The 21,570-nt window shown below is 71.9% G+C and carries 19 protein-coding genes; 11 read left to right on the forward strand and 8 right to left on the reverse strand.

All coding sequences use genetic code 11. The features are described 5' to 3' along the window. Positions 1–78: 78 nt before the first annotated feature. Complete coding sequence (locus tag KKZ08_RS33935; protein WP_223778072.1) at positions 79–951, forward strand: isocitrate lyase/phosphoenolpyruvate mutase family protein; 873 nt, start codon at positions 79–81, stop codon at positions 949–951. 72 nt (positions 952–1,023) lie between these two features. Here KKZ08_RS33935 and KKZ08_RS33940 read toward each other — a convergent pair whose 3' ends face one another. Continuing rightward, positions 1,024–1,440 carry an SsgA family sporulation/cell division regulator gene (locus tag KKZ08_RS33940; protein ID WP_223778073.1) on the reverse strand — a complete coding sequence of 139 codons (417 nt, stop codon included), beginning with the start codon at positions 1,438–1,440 and terminating at the stop codon, positions 1,024–1,026. A gap of 213 nt (positions 1,441–1,653) precedes the next feature. Here KKZ08_RS33940 and KKZ08_RS33945 point away from each other — a divergent pair, with 213 nt between their 5' ends. Next, entirely contained in the window at positions 1,654–2,781 is a 1,128-nt protein-coding gene (locus KKZ08_RS33945) for an oxidoreductase (protein WP_223778074.1), read from the forward strand. 18 nt (positions 2,782–2,799) lie between these two features. On the opposite strand, the gene KKZ08_RS33950 is transcribed toward KKZ08_RS33945, so the two are convergent. The 4 genes from KKZ08_RS33950 to KKZ08_RS33965 form a co-directional block, all read right to left on the reverse strand. Next, a complete protein-coding gene (locus tag KKZ08_RS33950) occupies positions 2,800–3,099 on the reverse strand; it encodes a YciI family protein (RefSeq protein WP_223778075.1) in 300 nt (99 codons plus the stop codon). A gap of 10 nt (positions 3,100–3,109) precedes the next feature. Beyond that, the gene (locus KKZ08_RS33955; RefSeq protein ID WP_223778076.1) at positions 3,110–3,568 is read right to left on the reverse strand and encodes a GNAT family N-acetyltransferase; all 459 of its coding nucleotides are present in this window, start codon (positions 3,566–3,568) and stop codon (positions 3,110–3,112) included. Between the two features lie 13 nt (positions 3,569–3,581). Beyond that, on the reverse strand, positions 3,582–5,024 hold the full coding sequence (locus KKZ08_RS33960; RefSeq protein WP_223778077.1) for a flotillin family protein: 1,443 nt from the start codon (positions 5,022–5,024) through the stop codon (positions 3,582–3,584). Positions 5,025–5,143: 119 nt separating this feature from the next. Continuing rightward, positions 5,144–5,659 carry a hypothetical protein gene (locus tag KKZ08_RS33965; RefSeq protein ID WP_223778078.1) on the reverse strand — a complete coding sequence of 172 codons (516 nt, stop codon included), beginning with the start codon at positions 5,657–5,659 and terminating at the stop codon, positions 5,144–5,146. 150 nt (positions 5,660–5,809) lie between these two features. Between KKZ08_RS33965 and KKZ08_RS33970 the strand changes: the two genes are divergently transcribed. Together KKZ08_RS33970 and KKZ08_RS33975 are read left to right on the forward strand one after the other, a co-directional pair. Continuing rightward, the gene (locus KKZ08_RS33970) at positions 5,810–6,499 is read left to right on the forward strand and encodes an endonuclease V (protein ID WP_223778079.1); all 690 of its coding nucleotides are present in this window, start codon (positions 5,810–5,812) and stop codon (positions 6,497–6,499) included. 58 nt (positions 6,500–6,557) lie between these two features. Continuing rightward, on the forward strand, positions 6,558–8,003 hold the full coding sequence (locus tag KKZ08_RS33975) for a glyceraldehyde-3-phosphate dehydrogenase (RefSeq protein WP_223778080.1): 1,446 nt from the start codon (positions 6,558–6,560) through the stop codon (positions 8,001–8,003). A gap of 58 nt (positions 8,004–8,061) precedes the next feature. Here the strand turns inward: KKZ08_RS33975 and KKZ08_RS33980 are convergent, their stop codons facing one another. Continuing rightward, positions 8,062–9,303, reverse strand: a complete 1,242-nt coding sequence (locus KKZ08_RS33980; RefSeq protein WP_223778081.1) for a saccharopine dehydrogenase NADP-binding domain-containing protein — start codon at positions 9,301–9,303, stop codon at positions 8,062–8,064. Between the two features lie 70 nt (positions 9,304–9,373). Next, positions 9,374–9,823 carry a DUF523 domain-containing protein gene (locus tag KKZ08_RS33985; protein ID WP_223778082.1) on the reverse strand — a complete coding sequence of 150 codons (450 nt, stop codon included), beginning with the start codon at positions 9,821–9,823 and terminating at the stop codon, positions 9,374–9,376. Positions 9,824–9,976: 153 nt separating this feature from the next. Between KKZ08_RS33985 and KKZ08_RS33990 the strand changes: the two genes are divergently transcribed. The 4 genes from KKZ08_RS33990 (at position 9,977) to KKZ08_RS34005 (ending at position 15,989) form a co-directional block, all read left to right on the forward strand. After that, a complete protein-coding gene (locus KKZ08_RS33990; RefSeq protein WP_223778083.1) occupies positions 9,977–11,116 on the forward strand; it encodes a CaiB/BaiF CoA-transferase family protein in 1,140 nt (379 codons plus the stop codon). Positions 11,117–11,171: 55 nt separating this feature from the next. After that, entirely contained in the window at positions 11,172–12,314 is a 1,143-nt protein-coding gene (locus KKZ08_RS33995; protein ID WP_223778084.1) for an acyl-CoA dehydrogenase family protein, read from the forward strand. A 48-nt stretch (positions 12,315–12,362) separates the two neighbouring features. Further along, positions 12,363–13,577: an acetyl-CoA C-acetyltransferase gene (locus KKZ08_RS34000; protein ID WP_223778085.1), complete on the forward strand. Its 1,215-nt coding sequence runs from the start codon at positions 12,363–12,365 to the stop codon at positions 13,575–13,577. Positions 13,578–13,805: 228 nt separating this feature from the next. Further along, complete coding sequence (locus tag KKZ08_RS34005) at positions 13,806–15,989, forward strand: 3-hydroxyacyl-CoA dehydrogenase NAD-binding domain-containing protein (protein WP_223778086.1); 2,184 nt, start codon at positions 13,806–13,808, stop codon at positions 15,987–15,989. 50 nt (positions 15,990–16,039) lie between these two features. Here KKZ08_RS34005 and KKZ08_RS34010 read toward each other — a convergent pair whose 3' ends face one another. Further along, positions 16,040–16,810 carry a MerR family transcriptional regulator gene (locus tag KKZ08_RS34010; RefSeq protein ID WP_223778087.1) on the reverse strand — a complete coding sequence of 257 codons (771 nt, stop codon included), beginning with the start codon at positions 16,808–16,810 and terminating at the stop codon, positions 16,040–16,042. Positions 16,811–17,000: 190 nt separating this feature from the next. On the opposite strand from KKZ08_RS34010, the gene KKZ08_RS34015 reads away from it, so the two are divergent. The 3 genes from KKZ08_RS34015 to KKZ08_RS34025 all read left to right on the forward strand — a co-directional run bounded on the left by KKZ08_RS34015 (position 17,001) and on the right by KKZ08_RS34025 (position 21,488). Continuing rightward, positions 17,001–18,815 carry an AMP-dependent synthetase/ligase gene (locus KKZ08_RS34015; protein WP_223778088.1) on the forward strand — a complete coding sequence of 605 codons (1,815 nt, stop codon included), beginning with the start codon at positions 17,001–17,003 and terminating at the stop codon, positions 18,813–18,815. A 160-nt stretch (positions 18,816–18,975) separates the two neighbouring features. Beyond that, entirely contained in the window at positions 18,976–20,472 is a 1,497-nt protein-coding gene (locus tag KKZ08_RS34020) for an amino acid permease (RefSeq protein WP_223778089.1), read from the forward strand. A 209-nt stretch (positions 20,473–20,681) separates the two neighbouring features. Further along, positions 20,682–21,488: an alpha/beta fold hydrolase gene (locus tag KKZ08_RS34025; protein ID WP_223778090.1), complete on the forward strand. Its 807-nt coding sequence runs from the start codon at positions 20,682–20,684 to the stop codon at positions 21,486–21,488. Positions 21,489–21,570 lie beyond the last annotated feature (82 nt).

The following is a 21,570-nucleotide window of genomic DNA, read 5'->3' on the forward strand; positions in this document are numbered from 1 at the left end:
TGAAACCGCCGCGGCCCCCGACGCAGATGTCGGATTCTCGCCAGACCCCGGGCGTGCGGCGTTGATTGAGTACGCCGCATGACGACGAACCTCCATGACGCCGCCCTCGCCTTCCATGCCCTGCACACCGCCGGCCGCCCCCTCGTGCTCGCCAACGCCTGGGACGCCGCCAGCGCCCGGATCATCGCGGCCGCGGGCGCCCCGGCGATCGCCACCACCAGCGCGGGCGTCGCCTGGGACCTCGGTGCCGCGGACGGCGACCGGCTCGACAGGGACCGCGCGCTCCACGCCGTGGCCACGATCGCCGCGGCGGTGGAGGCGCCGGTGACCGCCGACATCGAGAGCGGCTATGCCGCGGACCCGGCAGGCGTCGCCGAGACGGTGCGGGCGGTGCTGGCGGCGGGGGCGGTGGGCGTGAACATCGAAGACGCCGCAGACGCCGCAGACGCCGCAGACGCCGCAGACGCTGCGTACGAGGGGCACGCGCCGCTGAGGCCGGTGGCGGGGCAGGTGGAGCGGATCGCCGCGGCCCGCGAGGCGGCGGACGCGGCGGGCGTGCCGCTGTTCGTCAACGCTCGCGTGGACACGTATCTGCGGGGCGTGGGGGAGCCGGCGGACCGGCTGGCGCTCACCCTGGAGCGGGCCGCGGCCTATCGGGAGGCGGGAGCGGACGGGATCTTCGTGCCCGGCGCCGTGGACCCGGAGACGGTCGGGGCGCTCGTGGCGGGCGTCCAGGGGCCGCTCAACGTGATGGCGGGGCCGGGGGCACCGTCCGTCGCGGAGCTCGCCGCGCTCGGGGTCGCGCGGGTCAGCGTCGGCTCCGGCATCGCCCAGGCCGCGCACGCCGTCGTCCGGGAGGCCGCGCTGGAGCTGCTGTCGAAGGGGACGTACGGGCCGCTCGCGGGCGGCCTCGACTACGGGGAGCTCAACTCGCTGATCGGCGGCGCCTGAGGGAGGCACCCGGTGGGGCGGGCCGTGAGAGGCCCGGTGGGGCGGGCGCTCACCGGCATGCGCGTCAGCGCCTCAGCACGCGTCCCGCATCAGCTCGGCCAGGTCCTGGTCCAGGTCGACGTGGTGGTGCTCATGGCCGACCGGCACCAGGGCCGTCGTGCGGCGCAGGAAGCGGCGGAGCTCCCCGGTGCGGATGTGGACGATCGCGGTGCCCTCGGGCGCGTGGAACTCCACGACCGTGCGGTCGAAGCCGTACGGTCGCACCCGCACGTCGCCGTCGCCCACCGCGCGCTCCACGCCGCCCGTGAGCAGTTCGCGGGCGAAGGTCCAGTACACCTCGACGCCCTCCAGCGTCGCCGGGGCGGGAAAGCTCATCCGTACGGCGAAGGGGTCGCGCCGGTCGTAGTGGAGCGTTGCGGGAATGGTCGGCATCCGTGGCGCGGCGGCGACCAGGCGGGCCTCTACGGCTTGCTCGATGACGGTGGACAACGCCTGCTCCCTCACTGACTGCTGGACGACTGGGGTCGGCACTTGAATAGACGACGGAATGACGCGATCCGTGCACACGAAAGGCGGGTGAGACCGAGTGACCTCTGTCACCGCGACACCGTGGGAGCGCCCGTGGTTCCCGGAGCCGGTGGTGCGGGGGACGCCTTCAGGCCATCTGGACGAGGCCCGGCGGGTCGGCTAGCTTCGCCCGCCATGAGGGCCATGGGGAAGTCGAAGTCGATGCGTCGTGCGGTGCTGGTGGGACTGTGCGGGGCGGCACTCGCCGCGGCCGTGCCGACGGCCCCCGCCACCGCGACCACCGGGACCACCACGAGCACTGCCGGGCCCGGGGCCGCCCCTGGCAAGGGCCTGAGCTGGCGGCTCAAGGACAGCGGCACGGACGCCCGCTTCCGAGGCCTCGCCGCCGTCAGCCGTGACACGGCCTGGGTGGCGGGAACCAAGGGGACCGTGCTGCGCACCTCGGACGGCGGCAGGACCTGGCGCGATGTGTCCCCACCGGAAGGCGCCGGTCTCGAACTGCGGGACGTGGAGGCCTTCGACGGCCGGCGCGCGGTGGTGCTCGCCATCGGCGAGGGCGAGGCCTCCCGCGTGCTGCGCACCGACGACGGCGGCGCGACCTGGACGGAGTCCTTCCGCAACACCGACGCCAAGGCGTTCTACGACTGCATGACGTTCTTCGACCGCCGCCACGGCCTGGCGATGAGCGACCCGGTCGACGGGAAGTACCGCATCCTGTCCACGGCCGACGGCGGCCGCTCCTGGAAGGTCCTGCCGAGCGCCGGCATGCCGGCGGCGCTGGAGGGCGAGGCCGGTTTCGCGGCGAGCGGCCAGTGCCTGGTCGCCTCCGGGCCGCGTGACGTGTGGCTGGCCACGGGCGGGGCGGCACGCGCGCGTGTCCTGCACTCCGCCGACCGGGGCCTGACCTGGACGGCCACCGACGCGCCGATCCCGGCGGGCGACCCGGCCCGCGGCGTCTTCGGCCTCGCCTTCCGCGACCGCACGCACGGCATCGCGGCCGGCGGCGACTACCGGCCGGGACAGGCCTCGCCCGAGGCGGCCGCGGTCACCGGGGACGGCGGCCGCACCTGGACCCCGGCCGGACGCCCGCCGCCCGCATACCGCTCGGGGGTCGCGTGGTTCCCGCACAGCCGTGCCACGGCCCTCGCGGTCGGTCCGACGGGCACCGACGTCACGAGGGACGGCGGGCGGAGCTGGCGGACGGTCGACGCGGGGTCGTTCGACACCGTCGACTGCGCCGCGGACCGGGGCTGCTGGGCGTCCGGCGAGAAAGGCAGGATCGCCCGCCTGGAGCCCCGCTGAGACAGGGCCCCGGTCGTGTCAGGAGGGCAGTTCCTCGCGGTACGGGGCGAGCTCCGGGGCCGTCTTCGTCGCGTAGAACTCCGTGATGCGGTACGCGCAGACGCCGGCCAGCACGAACGGGTCAGCGGCGGTGATCTCCTCGATCCGCGCGCGGTCCTCCGCGACGGCGATGATCACGCCGCCGTCCCGGGGGTTCTTGCGTCCGGAGGCGATGAAGACCCCGGCCTCGTACAGCTCGTCGAGCCAGGCCACATGGGCGGCCAGCTGCTCGTCGACGGCGGAGACCGGGGCGGTGTAGGTCAATTCGAGAATGAACATGATCGCGAGGCTACCCGGGGCGCCCGGCGGCGGCCCGGGGCGCCCGCACCATGAACACGTCCACCGGATCCTCGTCCTCCACCGTGAACCCGTGCCGCTCGTACAGCCGCCGGGCGGCGCTGCCCCGCAGCACGTCCAGGCGGACGGTGGAGCCCTCCGCGTCGGTGCGCTCGAGCAGCGTGCCGAGGACGGCGGAGCCGAGGCCCCGCCCTTGCCGGTGCGGGGCCAGATAGAAGTGTTCGAGCCAGTGGCCGCCCTCGGCGGGGCGCAGGGTGACGCACCCCGCGAAGGCGCCGTCCGTCTCGATCACCGAGGTGTGCTCCGCGGAGAAGGAGTCCCGCAGCCGCCGGCGCACGCGGTGCGGATCGAACCGGCCGAGCCGCTCCAGATCCGCCCGCATCACCGTCGCGCGCAGCTCCGCGATGATCTCTATGTCCGCCGTCTTCGCGGGGCGCAGGTTCCAACTCATGGCGGCAGTATGCCTAGTCGGTGACGTCGATCCTGCCGTTGGCCGCGGTGGGAGCGCCGACGGGAGCGGCCTCGGCGGGGGTCGGGGCCTTGCCGCCGGTGATGCCCCGCAGCAGCTCGGCGAGGTCGACTCCCGTGGTGGAGCCGAGCAGTTCGATGCCCTGGGCCACGTTGTCGGCGACCGTGCGGGAGAGCTGGCTCGCCCCGTCCGTGGAGATCACCGTCATCTTGTCCACCGCGCTGAGCGGTTCGGACGCCTTCGCGACCACGCTCGGCAGGACCTCGACGACCATCTGGAGGACGGCGGCGTCACCGTACTGCGCGAACGCGTCGGCCTTCTTGCGCATCGCCTCCGCCTCGGCGGCACCCTTCGCGCCGATCGCGGCGGCCTCGGCCTCGCCCTCCAGACGTACGGCGTCGGCGAGCGCGGCACGGTGCGCCTTCTCGCCCTCACCGGTGAGACGGGCCCGCTGCGCGTCCGCTTCGGCCTGCTTGACCAGGGCGATCCTGCGGGCCTCCGCCTCCTGCTCGGCCTGGTAGCGCGCGGCGTCGGCGGGCTTGCGGACCTTGGTGTCCAACTCGCTGTCGGTCAGGGCGGCCTGGCGCTGGGCGACCTTCTCCTGCTCGGTCAGGACGTCCTGCTGCCGCGCGGCCTCGGCGAGCGGGCCCGCGGCGCCGGCCCGCGCCGCCGCCTCGTCCGTCTCGGCCTTGATCTCGGCCTGCTTGAGCGCGAACGTCCGCTGGGCGATCGCGATCTCCTCCTCGGCCTTCAGCCGCGCCTGCTCGGCGGCGCGGCGCGCCACGGCCTCGGCGATGTCCGCCTCCTGCTTGGCGCGGGCGGCCTCGGGGCGGCCGAGGTCCTCCAGGTAGGAGCCCTCGGTGGTGATGTCCTGGATCTGGAAGGCGTCCAGGACCAGGCCCTGCCCGGACAGGCTGGCCTCGGCCTCCTCGGCGACCTGCCCGGCGAAGGCGGCGCGGTCACGGATGATGTCCTCCACCGACATGCGCCCCACGATGGAACGCAGCGCTCCGGAGAGCACCTCCTGGGTGAAGCCGACGATGCCGTCCTGCTGCACGAGGAAGCGCTGCGCGGCGGCGCGTATGGAGTCCTCGGTGCCGCCGACCTTCACGATGGCGACGCCTTCGAGGTTGGCCTTCACGCCGCGCAGCGTGACGGCGCCGCGCACCGCGATCGGGATGTGCCGCGAGGACAGGTCGAGCGTGAACTTCTGCTGCACGAACGGCACGACGAAGACGCCACCGCCGACCACGACCTTCTGGCCGCTGTTGTCGGTCATGACACGGCCGGTGTCGGGATCGGTGGACCTCTTGCCGCGCCGCCCGGTCACGATGAAGGCCTCGCTGGGCCCCGCGACCTTGTAGCGCGTGATGACGACGAGCGCCAGCAGGACGACGAGTACGACGACGCCGATGACGGCGGTCAGGACTGGACTCATGGTGCATTCCCCCCTGCCATCCGGGGACGGCAGATCGGTTACGTGATGGTGGTCGGTGCAGTGCAGTGCGGTGCGGTGCGGTGCGGTGCAGTGCAGTGGTGTTCGGTACGGGCCGGGGGTCAGCGCTCCACGGGCCGTACGGTCACCGAGGTCGGCGAGAGCGACGCGTCGACCCAGACCTCGGCGCCCCGCGCCACGGCCACGGAGCTGCGCGCCGCGAACTTCACGGGCTGGCCCCCGAGGCGCAGCAGCACCTCGCCGTAGCCGTCGGCCGGGATCGCGGTGACGACGGAGCCCGCGGTGCCGACGAGGTCGTCGCCGCGCGGTGTGGGCGCGCTCTGGTCGCGCATCAAGGCGCGGGTCAGCCTCAACGTGAGCCAGCCGGCCCCGGCCCCGGCGCAGGTCCCCGCCGCAGTGGCGGGACCCGCGCCGAGACCCGTCGTACCGAGCACGATCGCTCCCCCGAAGCCGAGCATCGACACGAACCCGGCGACGACCGGCAGTGAAAGGAGCCCGTCGAAGAGCCCGTCCAGCACACCCGCTCCCTCGAAGAGCCCTTCGAGCACTCCGTCGAGGACGAGCGAGAGCACCAGCAGCACGATGCCCGCGATGCCGAGACCCAGAAAGACCGTCATCGGACCACTTCCCCCGTCATGCCGTTCACCTCGGTACGGAAGGATCCTGGCATGCCGGTACGGCCGCTCACATTGCCTGTTTCCGGCAATCTTTACGCGTCCTTAATGCCGGTCGGCGCCGAGGGGCGCCCCACTAGGCTGGCCCGCACCATGATCAATTGCTCACTGCCCCGGGACTGGCCCACCGACGAGAAGACGGCGCGCGCCGTCCAGGACGAACTGCGGGCCCGCGTCGTCCTCGACGAACCCGGCCCGCCGCCCGGCACCGGACACGTGACCGGGGTCGATGTCGCGTACGACGACGAGCGGGACATCGTCGCCGCTGCCGTCGTCGTGCTCGACGCGGCCACGCTCGACGTGGTCGAGGAGGCGACGGCGGTCGGCAGGGTGGCGTTCCCCTACGTACCCGGGCTGCTGGCCTTCCGCGAGATCCCCACCGTGCTGACCGCGCTCCGGGGCCTCACGGCCGACCCGGGCCTCGTCGTCTGCGACGGCTACGGCGTGGCGCACCCGCGCCGCTTCGGCCTCGCGAGCCACCTCGGGGTCCTGACCGGCCTCGCGACGATGGGCGTCGCCAAGAACCCGTTCACCTTCTCGTACGAGGCTCCGGCCGCCCCGCGCGGAAGCGCCTCACCCCTCCTCGACGGCACGGAGGAGGTCGGCCGTGCGCTGCGCACGCGCGAGGGCGTGAAACCCGTCTTCGTGTCGGTGGGCCACCGGGTGACGCTGGCGGACGCGTGCGCCCACGCCCTGCGGCTCACCCCTCGCTACCGCCTGCCGGAAACCACCCGCCGCGCGGACGCCCTGTGCCGGTCGGCGCTGCGGGAAGCGACCGGTTGAACGATCAAAACAGGAGCGGGTTAGCATATGAGCGCCGCCTAGCTCGAAAGAGAAACCTGTGACTGTCAACGACGACTCGTTCACCAACTGGAAGCACCGCGAGGAGATCGCGGAGTCGATGATCCCGCTCATCGGGAAGCTGCACCGCGAGCGGGACGTGACGGTCCTGCTGCACAGCCGCTCCTTGGTGAACAAGTCGGTGGTCAGCATCCTCAAGACCCACCGCTTCGCCCGGCAGATCGCCGGCGCGGAACTGTCGGTCACCGAGACGCTGCCCTTCCTCCAGGCTCTGACGGCGCTCGACCTCGGCCCGTCGCAGATCGACATCGGCATGCTCGCCGCGACGTACAAGACCGACGACCGCGGCCTGTCGGTGGCGGACTTCACCGCCGAGGCCGTCGCCGGCGCCACGGGTGAGAACAAGATCGAGTGCCGCGAGGGCCGCGACGTCGTCCTCTACGGCTTCGGCCGCATCGGCCGCCTCGTCGCCCGCCTCCTCATCGAGAAGGCCGGCTCCGGCAACGGCCTGCGGCTGCGCGCGATCGTCGTCCGCCAGGGCGGCGCACAGGACATCGTCAAGCGCGCCTCCCTGCTGCGCCGCGACTCCATCCACGGCCAGTTCCAGGGCACGATCACCGTGGACGAGGCGAACAGCACGATCATCGCCAACGGCAACGAGATCAAGGTGATCTACGCCAACGACCCCTCCGAGGTCGACTACACGGCGTACGGCATCAAGGACGCCATCCTCATCGACAACACCGGCAAGTGGCGCGACCGCGAGGGCCTCTCGAAGCACCTGCGCCCCGGTGTCGACAAGGTCGTCCTGACCGCCCCGGGCAAGGGCGACGTGCCCAACATCGTGCACGGCGTCAACCACGACATGATCAAGCCCGACGAGCGGATCCTGTCCTGCGCCTCCTGCACCACCAACGCGATCGTCCCGCCGCTGAAGGCGATGGCGGACGAGTACGGCGTGCTGCGCGGCCACGTGGAGACCATCCACTCGTTCACCAACGACCAGAACCTCCTGGACAACTACCACAAGGCGGACCGCCGCGGCCGCTCGGCGCCGCTCAACATGGTGATCACCGAGACCGGTGCCGCCTCCGCCGTCGCCAAGGCGCTGCCGGACCTCAAGGCGCCCATCACGGGCAGCTCGATCCGCGTCCCGGTACCGGACGTCTCGATCGCCATCCTGAGCCTCACGCTCGGCCGCGAGGCCACCCGCGAGGAGGTCCTCGACTACCTCCGCGAGGTGTCGCTCACCTCGCCGCTCAAGCGCCAGATCGACTTCACCAGCGCCCCCGACGCGGTCTCCAACGACTTCATCGGCTCGCGCCACGCCTCGATCGTCGACGCGGGCGCGACCAAGGTCGACGGCGACAACGCGATCCTCTACCTCTGGTACGACAACGAGTTCGGCTACTCGTGCCAGGTCATCCGCGTCGTCCAGCACGTCTCCGGGGTGGAGTACCCGACGTACCCGGTGCCGGGCGCCTGATCCGCACGTAATCCTCATGGGTGCCCCGCCCCGCGCGGGGCGGGGCACCCGACTCCGGTCAGCGCACCGAGGCGACCCGGAAGGTGAGCCCCGCCGCGTCCAGGCGCGCGATGAGCGCGTCGCCCATCGCCTCGGCCGTGGTGACCTGTCCGGCGGCCGCCGGAAGCTCGTCGAGCGCGAGGCACAGCGCCGACTCGGCCAGCATCTTCGCCGTCTCGTCGTACCCCGGGTCGCCGCCCGAGACCTCGGTGAAGACGCGCTTGCCGCCGCCCTCGCCGACGAACCGCACCGAGAACCACGTCCGGTCCCGGACCTCCTTGCTCGGTCCGTCGCCGGGCTTGAGGCGGCCGGACAACCACTGCCGTACGGGCGGCAGTTGCGCGGCCGCCAGCAGACCGCCGAGGGCGACCGGGCCGCCGAGGGCCATCGGCAGCGTCTTCACGGCCGCGTAGTGCCGGTAGCGGAAGTCCGGCCCGTACCGCTCCAGGGCGCGCGCGGAGCGCTGCACGACCTGCGGATCGATCGTCGGCAGCGGCAGTGCCCAGGCGCCGACCTCACCCGCGTACCTCGGCGGGCTCGGCGGGGCGTACGCCTTGCGGCCGACGGGGCGGGGCTCGTGGCGCCGCCGCTCCTTCGCGGCGGCCAGCATCTGCCGCCCCCGCCCGAACTGGTTCAGCGCGGAGGCGAAGGTGCCGCCCGAGAACCGCCCGTTGGTCCGCACGAACCCGTCCACCCGCAGCGGCACGCCCTCGGGCAGCTGCTTCACCGTGAAGTACGCGCCCAGGTCGTGCGGGACCGAGTCGAAGCCGCACGCGTGCACGAGGCGGGCCCCGGTCTCCCGCGCGCGGGCGTCGTGCCGCACGTACATGAGGTCGACGAACTCCGGCTCACCCGTCAGGTCCACGTAGTCCGTGCCCGCGTCCGCGCACGCGGCGACCAGTTCCTGGCCATACGTCAGGTAGGGGCCGACGGTCGTGGCCATCACGCGCGCGTGGCCTGCCATCTCCCGCAGCGAGGCGGGGTCCGCCACATCGGCGCGCACCAGAGGCAGTTCGGCGCACGCCGGGTCGAGCGCGGCCAGCCGCTCGCGCAGCTTCTCCAGCTTCGCGGTGTCGCGCCCCGCGAGCGCCCAGCGCAGCCCCTCGGGCGCGTGCGCGACGAGGTACTCCGCGGTGAGCACCCCCACGAAGCCGGTCGCTCCGAAGAGCACGATGTCGTACGCGCGCTCCCTCTTCGCACCGCTCGCGGTGTTCCCGCTGTTCCTGTCGTCCCCGCTGCTCTCGCCGTGCTGACTGGTCATGGCACCTCTCCGTCGTACGCCGGGGCGGTCGTGGGTGCCCGAGGCTAGCCTGCCCCCTCGGACACCGCGGCTACACCCCCGGGGCCGGCCGCACCACGATGCCGTTGCGTTCGAAGAGCGCCGCGGTCACTCCGTCGCCCGCCACCAACTCCCCGCCGAACGACCCGTCGTACACCGCCCCGTGTCCGCACGAGGGGCTGCGCGGCATCAGCAGGGCCTCGGTGCAACCGGCGCGCCGCGCGGCCGCCAGCGCCCGCCGCGCGCCGTCCACGAACGCCGCCGTCACGTCGCGCCCCGTGTCCTCGACGACCCGCGCCCTGCCGTCCAGCACGTCGTGCCCGTCGCCGCCGACCAGCTCGGCGGGGCGGCGCGGCGTCGGCAGCCCGCCTGCGGCCTCCGGGCAGAACGACACGACCTCGCGACCCGCCACGGCCGCGTCGAGTTCGGGCGAGGCCTTGTCGCGTCCGTCGTAGCGGCACGGAACTCCCCGCAGACACGCGCTGACCAGTACGGAATCCATGCCCTCAGGCTAAGCGCCGCCGGGCCGGGCAAGGGCGGGCGGCAGAATTCGCTAAGCGCTTGCTCGCCAGGGGCTTGTGCACCGTGGAACACGTTCTTAGCATCACTGGTGTTACATCAGTTGTGTCATATGTGTCGTAGTGCTGGGGGCTCAATGGCAGTACCGGGCAAGGGCGTTAACGGTCCGCTCGCCGGGGTGCGTGTGGTGGAGCTGGCGGGCATCGGGCCCGGCCCGTTCGCGGCCATGCTCATGGCCGACCTCGGCGCCGACGTCGTACGCGTGGACCGGCCGGGCGGCGGCGGCCTCGCCATCGACCCGGCGTACGACGTCACCAACCGCAACAAGCGCTCCGTGGTCGTCGACCTGAAGGCCCCCGACGGCGCCGCGCAGGTCCTCGACCTGGCCGAGCGTGCCGACGTCCTCATCGAGGGCTACCGCCCCGGCGTGGCCGAGCGCCTCGGCGTCGGCCCCGAGGCCTGCCACGCGCGCAATCGGCGGCTCGTCTACGGCCGGATGACCGGCTGGGGCCAGGAGGGGCCGCTCGCACCCCGCGCAGGGCACGACATCGCGTACATCGCCATCACCGGCACCCTCGGCATGATCGGCAACGAAGGGGAGCCGCCCGCCATCCCCGCGAACCTCGTCGGCGACTACGCGGGCGGCTCGCTCTACCTCGTCGTCGGTGTCCTCGCCGCGCTCACCCACGCGCGCGCGGGTGGCGAGGGGCAGGTCGTGGACGCCGCGATCGTGGACGGGGCGTCCCACCTCTCCGCCATGATCCACGGCATGCTCGCGGCCGGCGGCTGGCAGGACCGTCGCGGCGCCAACCTCCTCGACGGCGGCTGCCCCTTCTACGGCACCTACGAGACCTCCGACGGCGGCCACATGGCCGTGGGCGCCCTGGAGCAGCAGTTCTACGACGAGTTCATCGCGCTGCTCGGCCTGACCGAGGTGGCCCCCGCCCGCAAGGACCCGGCCCGCTGGGGCGAACTGCGCGAGGCCGTCGCCGCCCGCTTCAAGGAACGTACGCGCGACGAGTGGACGGAAGCCTTCGAGGGCTCCGACGCGTGCGTGGCGCCGGTGCTGTCCCTGCGCGAGGCGCCCGCGCACCCCCACCTCGCCGCCCGCGGCACCTTCACCGACCACGGCGGCATCACCCAGCCCGCCCCCGCGCCCCGCTTCTCCGCCACCCCCACGCGCGTGCGCAGCGGCCCCGCGCAGCCGGGGGCCGACACCGCCGACGTGGCCCGCGACTGGGACGTACCGGCCCTCACGCGGCCGACGCGGCCATGATGACCGTCAACCGCCAAGGGCAGGCCCGCACCGGGCCCCAGGAGGCCACGTACCGATGAAACGGCAGCTCTTCTCCGCCGAGCACGACGCGTTCCGCGAGACCGTGCGCACCTTCCTCGCCAAGGAGGTCCTCCCGCACTACGAACAGTGGGAGAAGGACGGCATCGTGTCCCGCGAGGCGTGGCTCGCCGCCGGCAAGCAGGGGCTGCTCGGCCTCGCCGTCCCGGAGGAGTACGGCGGCGGCGGGAACGCCGACTTCCGCTACTCCGCCGTCCTCGCCGAGGAGTTCACGCGCGCGGGCGCCGCCGGGCTCGCGATCGGCCTGCACAACGACATCATCGGCCCCTACCTGACCTCGCTCGCCACCGAGGAGCAGAAGCGCCGCTGGCTGCCCGGCTTCTGCACCGGCGAGATCATCACGGCCATCGCGATGACCGAGCCCGGCGCGGGCTCGGACCTCCAGGGCATCCGCACCAGGGCCGAGGACCGGGGCGACCACTGGGTGCTGAACGGCTCCAAGACGTTCATCTCGAACGGCATCCTCGCCGACCTCGTCATCGTCGTCGCCAAGACGTCCCCCGAAGGCGGCGCGCACGGCCTGTCCCTGCTGGTCGTCGAGCGCGGCATGGAGGGCTTCGAGCGTGGCCGCAACCTCGACAAGATCGGCCAGAAGGCCCAGGACACCGCCGAGCTGTTCTTCCACGACGTACGCGTCCCCAAGGAGAACCTCCTCGGCGAGCTCAACGGCGCCTTCGTCCACCTGATGACCAACCTCGCGCAGGAGCGCATGGGCATCGCCGTGGCGGGGATCGCCGCCGCCGAGCACCTCCTGGAGATCACCACGGCGTACGTGAAGGAGCGCGAGGCCTTCGGGCGGCCGCTGGCCAAGCTCCAGCACATCCGCTTCGAGATCGCGGAGATGGCCACCGAGTGCGCCGTCACCCGTACGTTCCTCGACCGGTGCATCGTCGATCACTCGAACGGGGAGCTCGACGCGGTGCACGCGTCGATGGCCAAGTGGTGGGCCACCGAGCTGCAGAAGCGTGTCGCGGACCGCTGCCTGCAACTGCACGGCGGCTACGGCTACATGACGGAGTACCGCGTCGCGAAGGCCTTCACCGACGGACGCATCCAGACCATCTACGGCGGCACGACCGAGATCATGAAGGAGATCATCGGCCGTTCCCTGCTCGACTGAGCCCCCGCACCTCCACACCCCTCCCGGACACCCCCGAAAGGCTCACGCGTGACCACCGAAGCGTACGTATACGACGCGATCCGCACCCCGCGCGGACGCGGCAAGGCCAGCGGTGCCCTGCACGGCACCAAGCCGATCGACCTCGTCGTCGGCCTGATCCACGAGATCCGGGACCGCTTCCCCGGCCTCGACCCGGCGGCCATCGACGACATCGTCCTAGGCGTGGTCGGGCCTGTCGGCGACCAGGGCTCCGACATCGCGCGGATCGCCGCCATCGCGGCCGGACTGCCCGACACGGTGGCGGGCGTGCAGGAGAACCGCTTCTGTGCCTCGGGTCTGGAGGCGGTCAACCTCGCCGCGATGAAGGTCCGCTCGGGCTGGGAGGACCTCGTCCTCGCGGGTGGCGTCGAGTCGATGTCGCGGGTGCCGATGGCCTCCGACGGCGGTGCCTGGTTCGCCGACCCCATGACGAACTACGAGACCAACTTCGCGCCGCAGGGCATCGGCGCCGACCTCATCGCCACCATCGAGGGCTTCTCGCGGCGTGACGTCGACGAGTACGCGGCCCTCTCGCAGGAGCGCGCCGCCGAGGCCTGGAAGGACGGCCGCTTCGGCAGGTCCGTCGTCCCTGTCAAGGACCGCAACGGCCTCGTGGTCCTCGACCACGACGAGCACATGCGCCCCGGCACCACCGCCGACTCCCTCGCGGGCCTGAAGCCGTCCTTCAAGGACATCGGCGACATGGGCGGCTTCGACGCGGTCGCGCTCCAGAAGTACCACTGGATCGAGGAGATCGACCACGTCCACCACGCGGGCAACTCCTCCGGCATCGTCGACGGCGCCTCGCTGGTCGCCGTCGGCACCAAGGAGGTCGGTGAGCGGTACGGCCTCGCGCCGCGTGCGCGGATCGTCTCGGCGGCCGTCTCCGGCTCCGAGCCGCTGATCATGCTGACCGGGCCCGCGCCCGCGACCCGCAAGGCGCTGGCCAAGGCCGGGCTCACCATCGACGACATCGACCTCGTCGAGATCAACGAGGCGTTCGCGGCGGTCGTGCTGCGCTTCGTGAAGGACATGGGTCTGTCCCTGGACAAGGTGAATGTGAACGGCGGCGCCATCGCGATGGGGCACCCGTTGGGTGCGACCGGGGCGATGATCCTCGGCACGCTGGTCGATGAGTTGGAGAGGCGGGATCTGCGGTACGGGCTGGCCACGTTGTGCGTGGGCGGCGGGATGGGCATCGCGACGGTGGTGGAACGGGTGTAGCGCCGTAGGGGTGCGGGTGCGTCGCCGGCCGCCGGTGCGTCGTGGTTGCTCGCGCAGTTCCCCGCGCCCCTGAAGGACGCACTGCGTGCGCCTTCATGAGGCGCGGGGCTGTGACATATGCGGCTCCGCCGCGTGTGCGCGACCAGCCCCCACCGGCGGTCAGCCGGCCATGAACCCCAACCGCCCTCCCCAGACCCCGCCTGCCACAGACTTCACGGAGACAGAGACATGACCACAAGCACGACCATCCGCTGGGAACAGGACGACACCGGCGTCGTCACCCTCGTCCTCGACGACCCCGACCAGTCCGCGAACACCATGAACCAGGCGTTCAAGGACTCCATCGCCGCGATCGCCGACCGCGCGGAGGCCGCCGTCGCCGCCGACAAGGACGCGATCCGCGGGTTCATCTACACCTCCGCCAAGAAGACCTTCTTCGCGGGCGGCGACCTCAAGGACATGATCAAGGTCGGTCCCGAGAACGCCCAGCAGGCGTTCGAGACGGGCAACGCCATCAAGAGGTCGCTGCGCCGCATCGAGACCCTCGGCAAGCCCGTCGTCGCCGCCATCAACGGCGCGGCGCTCGGCGGTGGTTACGAGATCGCCCTCGCCTCCCACCACCGCGTCGCCCTGGACGCCCCCGGCTCCAAGATCGGCCTGCCCGAGGTCACCCTCGGCCTGCTCCCCGCGGGCGGCGGCGTCACCCGCACCGTACGCCTGATGGGCATCACGGACGCGCTCCTGAAGGTGCTCCTCCAGGGCACCCAGTACAACCCGAGGCGCGCCCTGGAGAACGGCCTCGTCCACGAAGTGGCCGCCACCCCCGAGGAGATGATCGAGAAGGCCCGCGCCTTCATCGACGCCAACCCCGAGTCGCAGCAGCCCTGGGACAAGCCCGGCTACCGCATCCCCGGCGGCACCCCGGCCAACCCCAAGTTCGCGGCGAACCTGCCCGCGTTCCCCGCCAACCTCAAGAAGCAGACGGCGGGCGCCCCCTACCCGGCCCCGCGCAACATCCTCGCGGCGGCCGTCGAGGGCTCCCAGGTCGACTTCGAGACGGCGCTGACCATCGAGGCCCGGTACTTCACCGAGCTGGTCACCGGCCAGATCGCCAAGAACATGATCCAGGCGTTCTTCTTCGACCTCCAGGCCGTCAATTCCGGCGCCAACCGCCCCAAGGACATCGAGCCGCGCCAGGTCCACAAGGTCGCCGTCCTCGGCGCCGGGATGATGGGCGCCGGCATCGCGTACTCCTGCGCCCGCGCGGGCATCGAGGTCGTCCTGAAGGACGTCTCGGCCGAGGCCGCGCAGCGGGGCAAGGGCTACTCGGAGAAGCTCTGCGCCAAGGCCGTCCAGCGGGGGCGTACGACACAGGAGAAGGCTGACGCGCTGCTCGCCCGCATCACGCCCACCGCCGACCCGCAGGCGCTCGCGGGCTGCGACGCCGTCATCGAGGCGGTGTTCGAGGACACCTCGCTCAAGCACAAGGTGTTCCAGGAGATCCAGGACATCGTCGAGCCGGACGCCCTGCTCTGCTCCAACACCTCCACCCTGCCGATCACCACCCTGGCCGAGGGCGTCACGCGCCCGGTCGACTTCATCGGCCTGCACTTCTTCTCGCCCGTCGACAAGATGCCGCTCGTCGAGATCATCAAGGGCGAGCGGACCGGCGACGCGGCGCTCGCCCGCGCGTTCGACCTCGTACGCCAGATCAACAAGACGCCGATCGTCGTCAACGACTCGCGCGGCTTCTTCACCTCGCGCGTCATCGGGCAGTTCATCAACGAAGGCGTCGCGATGGTCGGCGAGGGCATCGAGCCCGCCTCCGTCGAGCAGGCGGCGGCCCAGGCGGGCTACCCGGCGAAGGTCCTTTCCCTGATGGACGAGCTGACCCTCACCCTGCCCCGCAAGATCCGCAACGAGACGAAGAAGGCCGTAGAGGAGGCGGGCGGCACCTGGGCGGGCCACCCCTCGGACACCGTCATCGACCGCATGGTGGACGAGTTCGAGCGCCCCGGCAGGAGCGGGGGAGCGGGCTTCTACGACTACGTGGACGGCAAGCGCGGCAAGCTCTGGCCCGGTCTGCGCGAGCACTTCACCAAGCCGGGGCACGAGATCCCGTTCCAGGACATGCAGGAGCGCATGCTCTTCTCCGAGGCGCTCGACACGGTGCGCCTGCTGGAGGAGGGCGTCCTGACGTCGGTCGCCGACGCCAACATCGGTTCCATCCTCGGCATCGGCTTCCCCGGCTGGACGGGCGGCGTGCTCCAGTACATCAACGGCTACGAAGGCGGCCTCCCCGGCTTCGTGGCACGCGCGCGTGAGCTGGCCGAGCGCTACGGAGAGCGGTTCACGCCACCCGCACTGCTCGTCGAGAAGGCGGAGAAGGGCGAGAAGTTCAGCGACGACTGACCTCGTGGCTTCCTGCGCGGGGGTGGCTCAGCTCCTTATGGGCTGTGCGTTCAGCTCTCCTTGAGCCACTCCCGCAGCTCCTCCTTCAGGGACCGCTGGAACGCCGTCACCAGCGCCTGCACCACCATCGGCTGCATATGGGCCGACAGCGACCGCATCGCCGCCACGTGCTCGGGGTCCGACTCACGCTCGCGGTAAGGACCCCACACCTCGTCACGGAAGAGACGGGACAGCTCGTGCGCGGCCGAACGCGTGTGCTCCATCAGGACCGTGCGCGCCGCCAGGATCGTCTCGTGCGCGATGGGTACGTCCAGCAACCGCACCCCGAGGCGCAGCAGCCCCAGATCCACGCGGTACGTCCCCGGGACCTGTGTCCGGGCGATCACGCTCATCGCCGCGAGCCGGTCCAGGTCCTCCTCGCCCAGCGCGCGGCCCGCCCTGCGCTCCAACTCGGCGCGCGGCATGTCCTCGGCGGAGTCCGGCGCCCAGGAGGCCACCACAGCACGGTGGATCGCCAGGTCGTGCGCGCTCAGGCCGGGCGGCAGCTGCTCCAGATACCGCTCTATCGCCGCGAGCGTCATCCCCTGGTGCTGCAACTCCTCGATGAGCGCGAGCCGGGACAGATGGTCCTGGCCGTAGTGCCCGACGCGGCGCGGGCCGATCACCGGCGGCGGCAGCAGACCCTTGGTGCTGTAGAAGCGGATCGTGCGGACCGTCACGCCCGCGCGCGCGGCCAGCTCATCGACCGTGAGCGTCGGCTCCTCGGCGCCGGGCCGCGCCGCCCCCGCGTCCGTCGACACGCTTTCGGTGTCCGTCGTCATCGCAGCGCCCTCCCTCCCCGGCCGGCTCCGGCGGACCTCTCGCCGGTCGTGCGGCAATCCGGTCCAACAGTATTGCTGGCACACCAGTGTTGTGAAACCCTCCGGGCCAGTCACATGCTCCGTCGTGCGGCCGGCGAAGCCGCAGTCGCGCGTCCGCTCACGCCCCAGCCGATGGCACCAGGAGGCGGTCATGACCACGATCCTGAGACTTCCCTCAGACCCCGCCGGCATCACGCTCCCCGCCCTGCTGCTCCGCAATGCCGAGGACCACGGAGACCTCCCGGCGCTCTCCTGGCGCTCGGGCAAGGGGTGGTCGACGCTCACCTGGCGCGAGGCACGGCGCAAGGTGGCCGTCCTCGCCGCCGGGTACGAGGCGCTCGGCGTCGAGCGCGGCGAGCACGTCCTGATGATGATGGGCAACCGCCCCGAGCACTGGCTGAGCGACCTCGCCCTGACGCACCTCGGCGCCGTCCCCGTCACCGTGTACGGCACCTCGGCACCCGAGCAGATCGCGCACATCGTCCGGCACAGCGGGGCCCGCCTCGCGATCGTCGAGGGCGCCCAGGAACGCCCGCGCTGGGAGCCGCTGCTCACGGACGCCACGGCCCCTCTGGAGCGCCTCGTCGTGGTGGAGGCCGCCGATGCGGGGGAGCACCGGACGTACGGCTCGCTGCACGCCACGGGCAGCCGCCTCTTCGACCCCCAGGCCTTCGAGAAGGCCTGGCGCGCGATCCGGCCGGGCGACGCGCTGACCGTCGTCTACACCTCCGGCACCACCGGCGACCCCAAGGGCGTGCGCCTCACCCACCGCAACGTACTCGTGGGCGGCATCGCCCTGGACGCTGTCGTCGACTTCCCCGCGCACGTCGGCCACATCTGCTACCTGCCGTTCGCCCACATCGCGGAGCGGCTGCTCGGCATCTACCTGCCGACGCTGCGCGCCGCGCATGTCTACCTGTGCGCCGACCCCGCACAGGTCGCCGCCACCGCGCGTGAGCTGCACCCCTTCCAGTTCTTCGGCGTCCCGCGCGTGTGGGAGAAGCTCGCCGCGTCCGTGCGGGCGGCGCTCGCCGGGCTGCCCGAGGAGCGGCGGCGCGCCGTCGAGGCGGCGAACGAGACGGCACGCGCGCACGTCGCCTGCCGCGAGCGCGGCGAGGAACCGTCCGCCGAGCTGGAGGCCGCGTACCGGCAGGCCAAGGAGCACGTACTGGACCCGCTGCTCGCGTCGGCCGGCTTCGACCGCCTGGTGTGGACCGCGAGCGCCTCGGCGCCGATGCCGCTGGACGTCGCCCGCTTCTGGGCCGGCTTCGGCCTGGTGATCATGGACGCGTGGGGTCTCACCGAGACCTCCGGAGTGGTCACGGCCAACACCCCTGACGCGTTCCGCCTCGGCTCGGTGGGTCGCCCGCTCGACGGCCTGGAGGTACGTGTCGCCGACGACGGCGAGATCCTCGTGCGCGGCGAGACGGTCTGCGACGGCTATCTGCGGCCCGACGGCGGCGTCGACAGCGCCCGCGACGCCGACGGCTGGTTCGCCACCGGCGACATCGGACGGATCGACGAGGACGGCTTCCTGTGGATCACCGACCGCAAGAAGGAAATGATCGTCACCTCGACCGGCAAGAACGTCTCGCCCGCCCTCGTCGAGAACGCGCTCAAGGAGCACCCCCTGATCGGCCAGGCCTTCGTGCACGGCGACGGCCGCTCCTACCTGGTGGCGCTCCTCGTCCTGGACCCGGAGCTGGCTCCCGCGTGGGCCGCCGCGCGCGGCATCGAGGGCGACCTCCCCGGACTCGTCTCCCACCCGGCCGTACGGGAGGAGATCGACCGCGCCGTGGCCGCCGCCAACGCGCGCCTCAACCGCACCGAGCAGGTCAAGCGCCACCGTCTCCTCGCGGAGGAATGGGGCCCCGGGACCGGCGAGCTGACCCCGTCCCTGAAACTGCGCCGCCGGGTCGTCCGCAACAAGTACGAGCAGGTCATCGATGCCCTGTACACCCCCTGACCAGCATGTGAGAAGTGCCGCTATGTGACGTGCGCCACCGCGTGGACGCCGATCTCTGAGGGAAGGTGTCCCGTCGGTCCGCGCGCGTCAGGGGTGTCGTGGGCCGGAGCACCATCCGGACCCCGGAGCTCTTCCGGGCACCAGAGAGTAGATCCCCCACGTGAGCAAGGAAGCCGTAGATTCGGCCGTCCTGGACGCATCCCGCACAGATGCGTCCCAGGCCCCCGCGGACGCGGGCGACGCCGGTTACAGCAAGGACCTCAAGGCCCGTCACGTCAACATGATCGCCATTGGTGGCGCGATCGGCACTGGGCTCTTTCTCGGGGCGGGCGGCCGCCTCCACTCGGCGGGCCCCGCGCTTGCCCTCGCGTACCTCGTGTGCGGCATCTTCGCGTTCTTCGTCGTCCGCGCCCTCGGCGAGATGGTGCTCTACCGTCCGTCGTCCGGCTCGTTCGTGAGTTACGCGCGTGAGTTCCTCGGCGAGAAGGGCGCGTACTTCGCCGGTTGGATGTACTTCCTCAACTGGTCGACCACGTGCATCGCCGACATCACGGCGATCGCCCTGTACACGCACTACTGGAGCTTCTTCACCGACATCCCCCAGTGGGTGCTCGCGCTGATCGCCCTCGCGGTGGTGCTCTCCGTGAACCTCATCTCGGTGAAGTACTTCGGCGAGATGGAGTTCTGGTTCGCGATCATCAAGGTCGCCGCGCTGACGGCGTTCATGATCATCGGTGTCTTCCTGCTGGCGAGCCGGCACGAGGTGGGCGGCGGGAAGCCCGGCCTGAGCATGATCACCGACCACGGCGGCTTCCTGCCGAACGGCATGATGCCGGTCGTGATCGTGATGCAGGGCGTCGTCTTCGCGTACGCCTCCCTGGAACTGGTCGGCGTCGCGGCGGGCGAGACCAAGGACCCGCAGAAGATCGTGCCCCGCGCGGTGAACTCGATCATGTGGCGCGTGGGCCTCTTCTACGTCGGCTCGGTGGTCCTCCTCGCGCTGCTGCTGCCGGGCTCCGTGTACTCGGCGGACCAGAGCCCCTTCGTGACGGTGCTGTCCAAGATCGGCGTACCGGCCGCCGGTGACGTGATGAACTTCGTGGTCCTCACCGCGGCCATGTCCTCGCTGAACTCCGGCCTGTACTCCACCGGCCGCATCCTGCGCTCGATGGCGATGGCGGGCTCCGCCCCCAAGTTCACGGCGAAGATGAACCGCAACCAGGTGCCCTTCGGCGGCATCCTGCTCACCGCCTCCATCGGCGTGCTCGGCGTCGGCCTGAACCGGATCGTTCCGGACCAGGCCTTCGAGATCGTCCTGAACGTGGCGTCGCTCGGCATCATCGGCACCTGGATCATGATCATGGTGTGTCACCTGGCCTTCGTGCGCCGCGCGAAGGAGGGCGTGATCACCCGGCCGAAGTTCCGCCTGCCCGGCAGCGGGGTCACCGAGTACGTGACGATCGCGTTCCTGCTGGCCGTCCTCTGCCTGATGTGGAAGGACGCCGAGGTGGGCCGCAAGACGCTGTTCCTGATCCCGATCGTGGGCGCGGCCCTGGTCGTCGGCTGGTTCGGCGTCAGGAAGCGGGTGGACCGTGAGGCGCAGGGCCTCACGGAGCCGCAGGGTCTGACCGGGCCGCAGGAGAAGCGGGACCGGTAGAGCCGGACCGGTAGAGCCGGACTGGCGGAACGGTGGCGTCACGCCGGAGATCACGTCTCTCCGGGGTGGCGCCACCGTGCTGTTCGGCGGGGCCTCGAAGGCTTCCCTCACGTGCCGGTCCGGCGGGTTCAGGTCATGGACGTACGCGTTCGGGCCCTCGCGAGGCGCGGCCCCTGGCGGCCTCGCCATCGCCGCCACAGACTCGGCATATGGACGCGATGGTGTCGGTCAAGGACGGCGAAGTCTGGGCGCACGACTCGGGCGCACCGGGCGGGGGACCCGGCGGTGCGGGCGGCAACGGCCTGCCCCTGGTCCTTCTGCATCCCGGGGTCGGCGACTCCCGCCTCTGGGACCCGGTCCTGCCCCGCCTCACGGAGCGGTACCGCGTGATCCGTTACGACGCGCGGGGGTACGGCAGGTCCCCGGCGCCCACCGCGCCGTACTCCCTGGTCGAGGACCTGATCGCGGTCCTCGACCATTTCGGCGTCGCCCGGGCGGTCCTCGCCGGATCGAGCATGGGCGGCGCGACGGCCATCAGCCTCGCGCTCCGTGACCCGGCGCGGGTGGCGGGCCTCGCGCTGATGGTCCCGGGCGTGACGGGCGCCGAGGACCTTGTCTCGCGGGAGTTCACGGCCGAGGTCGGCCGGCTCGCCGTGGCGGGGGACGTCGACGGCATCGTGGCGCTGGTGCTGCGCACCTCGGCCGCCGGCGGCTCCGGGGACGACCCGGAGGCCGAGGCGCACATCAGGTCGGCGATCCCGGCCTGGTTCGCCGGCCACCCGCACCATGTGCCCGACCCGCCCGCCTTCGACCGGCTCGGCGAACTCGACGTCCCGTGCGTCCTCGTCCTCGGCGAGCGGGACCAGCCCGAGGTGGTCCGGGTGAACGAGATCATGGCCGAGCGCATCCCCGGCTGCCGCCTCGTACGGCTCGTGCGCAGCGACCACTTCCCGACGCTGCGGGAACCGTCCGCCGTGGCGGACGCGATCGTGGAGGCGTACGCGGCCGCGCGGTGATCCGACGCGCGCGGGGCGGCGCGATACCCTGGCTTCCCTTCCCTCACCCTCCGCCCCCGCCAACAGCTGACGCACTCCCGGT

Origin of the sequence: Streptomyces sp. 135 (assembly GCF_020026305.1) — a bacterium.
Lineage (GTDB): Bacteria > Actinomycetota > Actinomycetes > Streptomycetales > Streptomycetaceae > Streptomyces.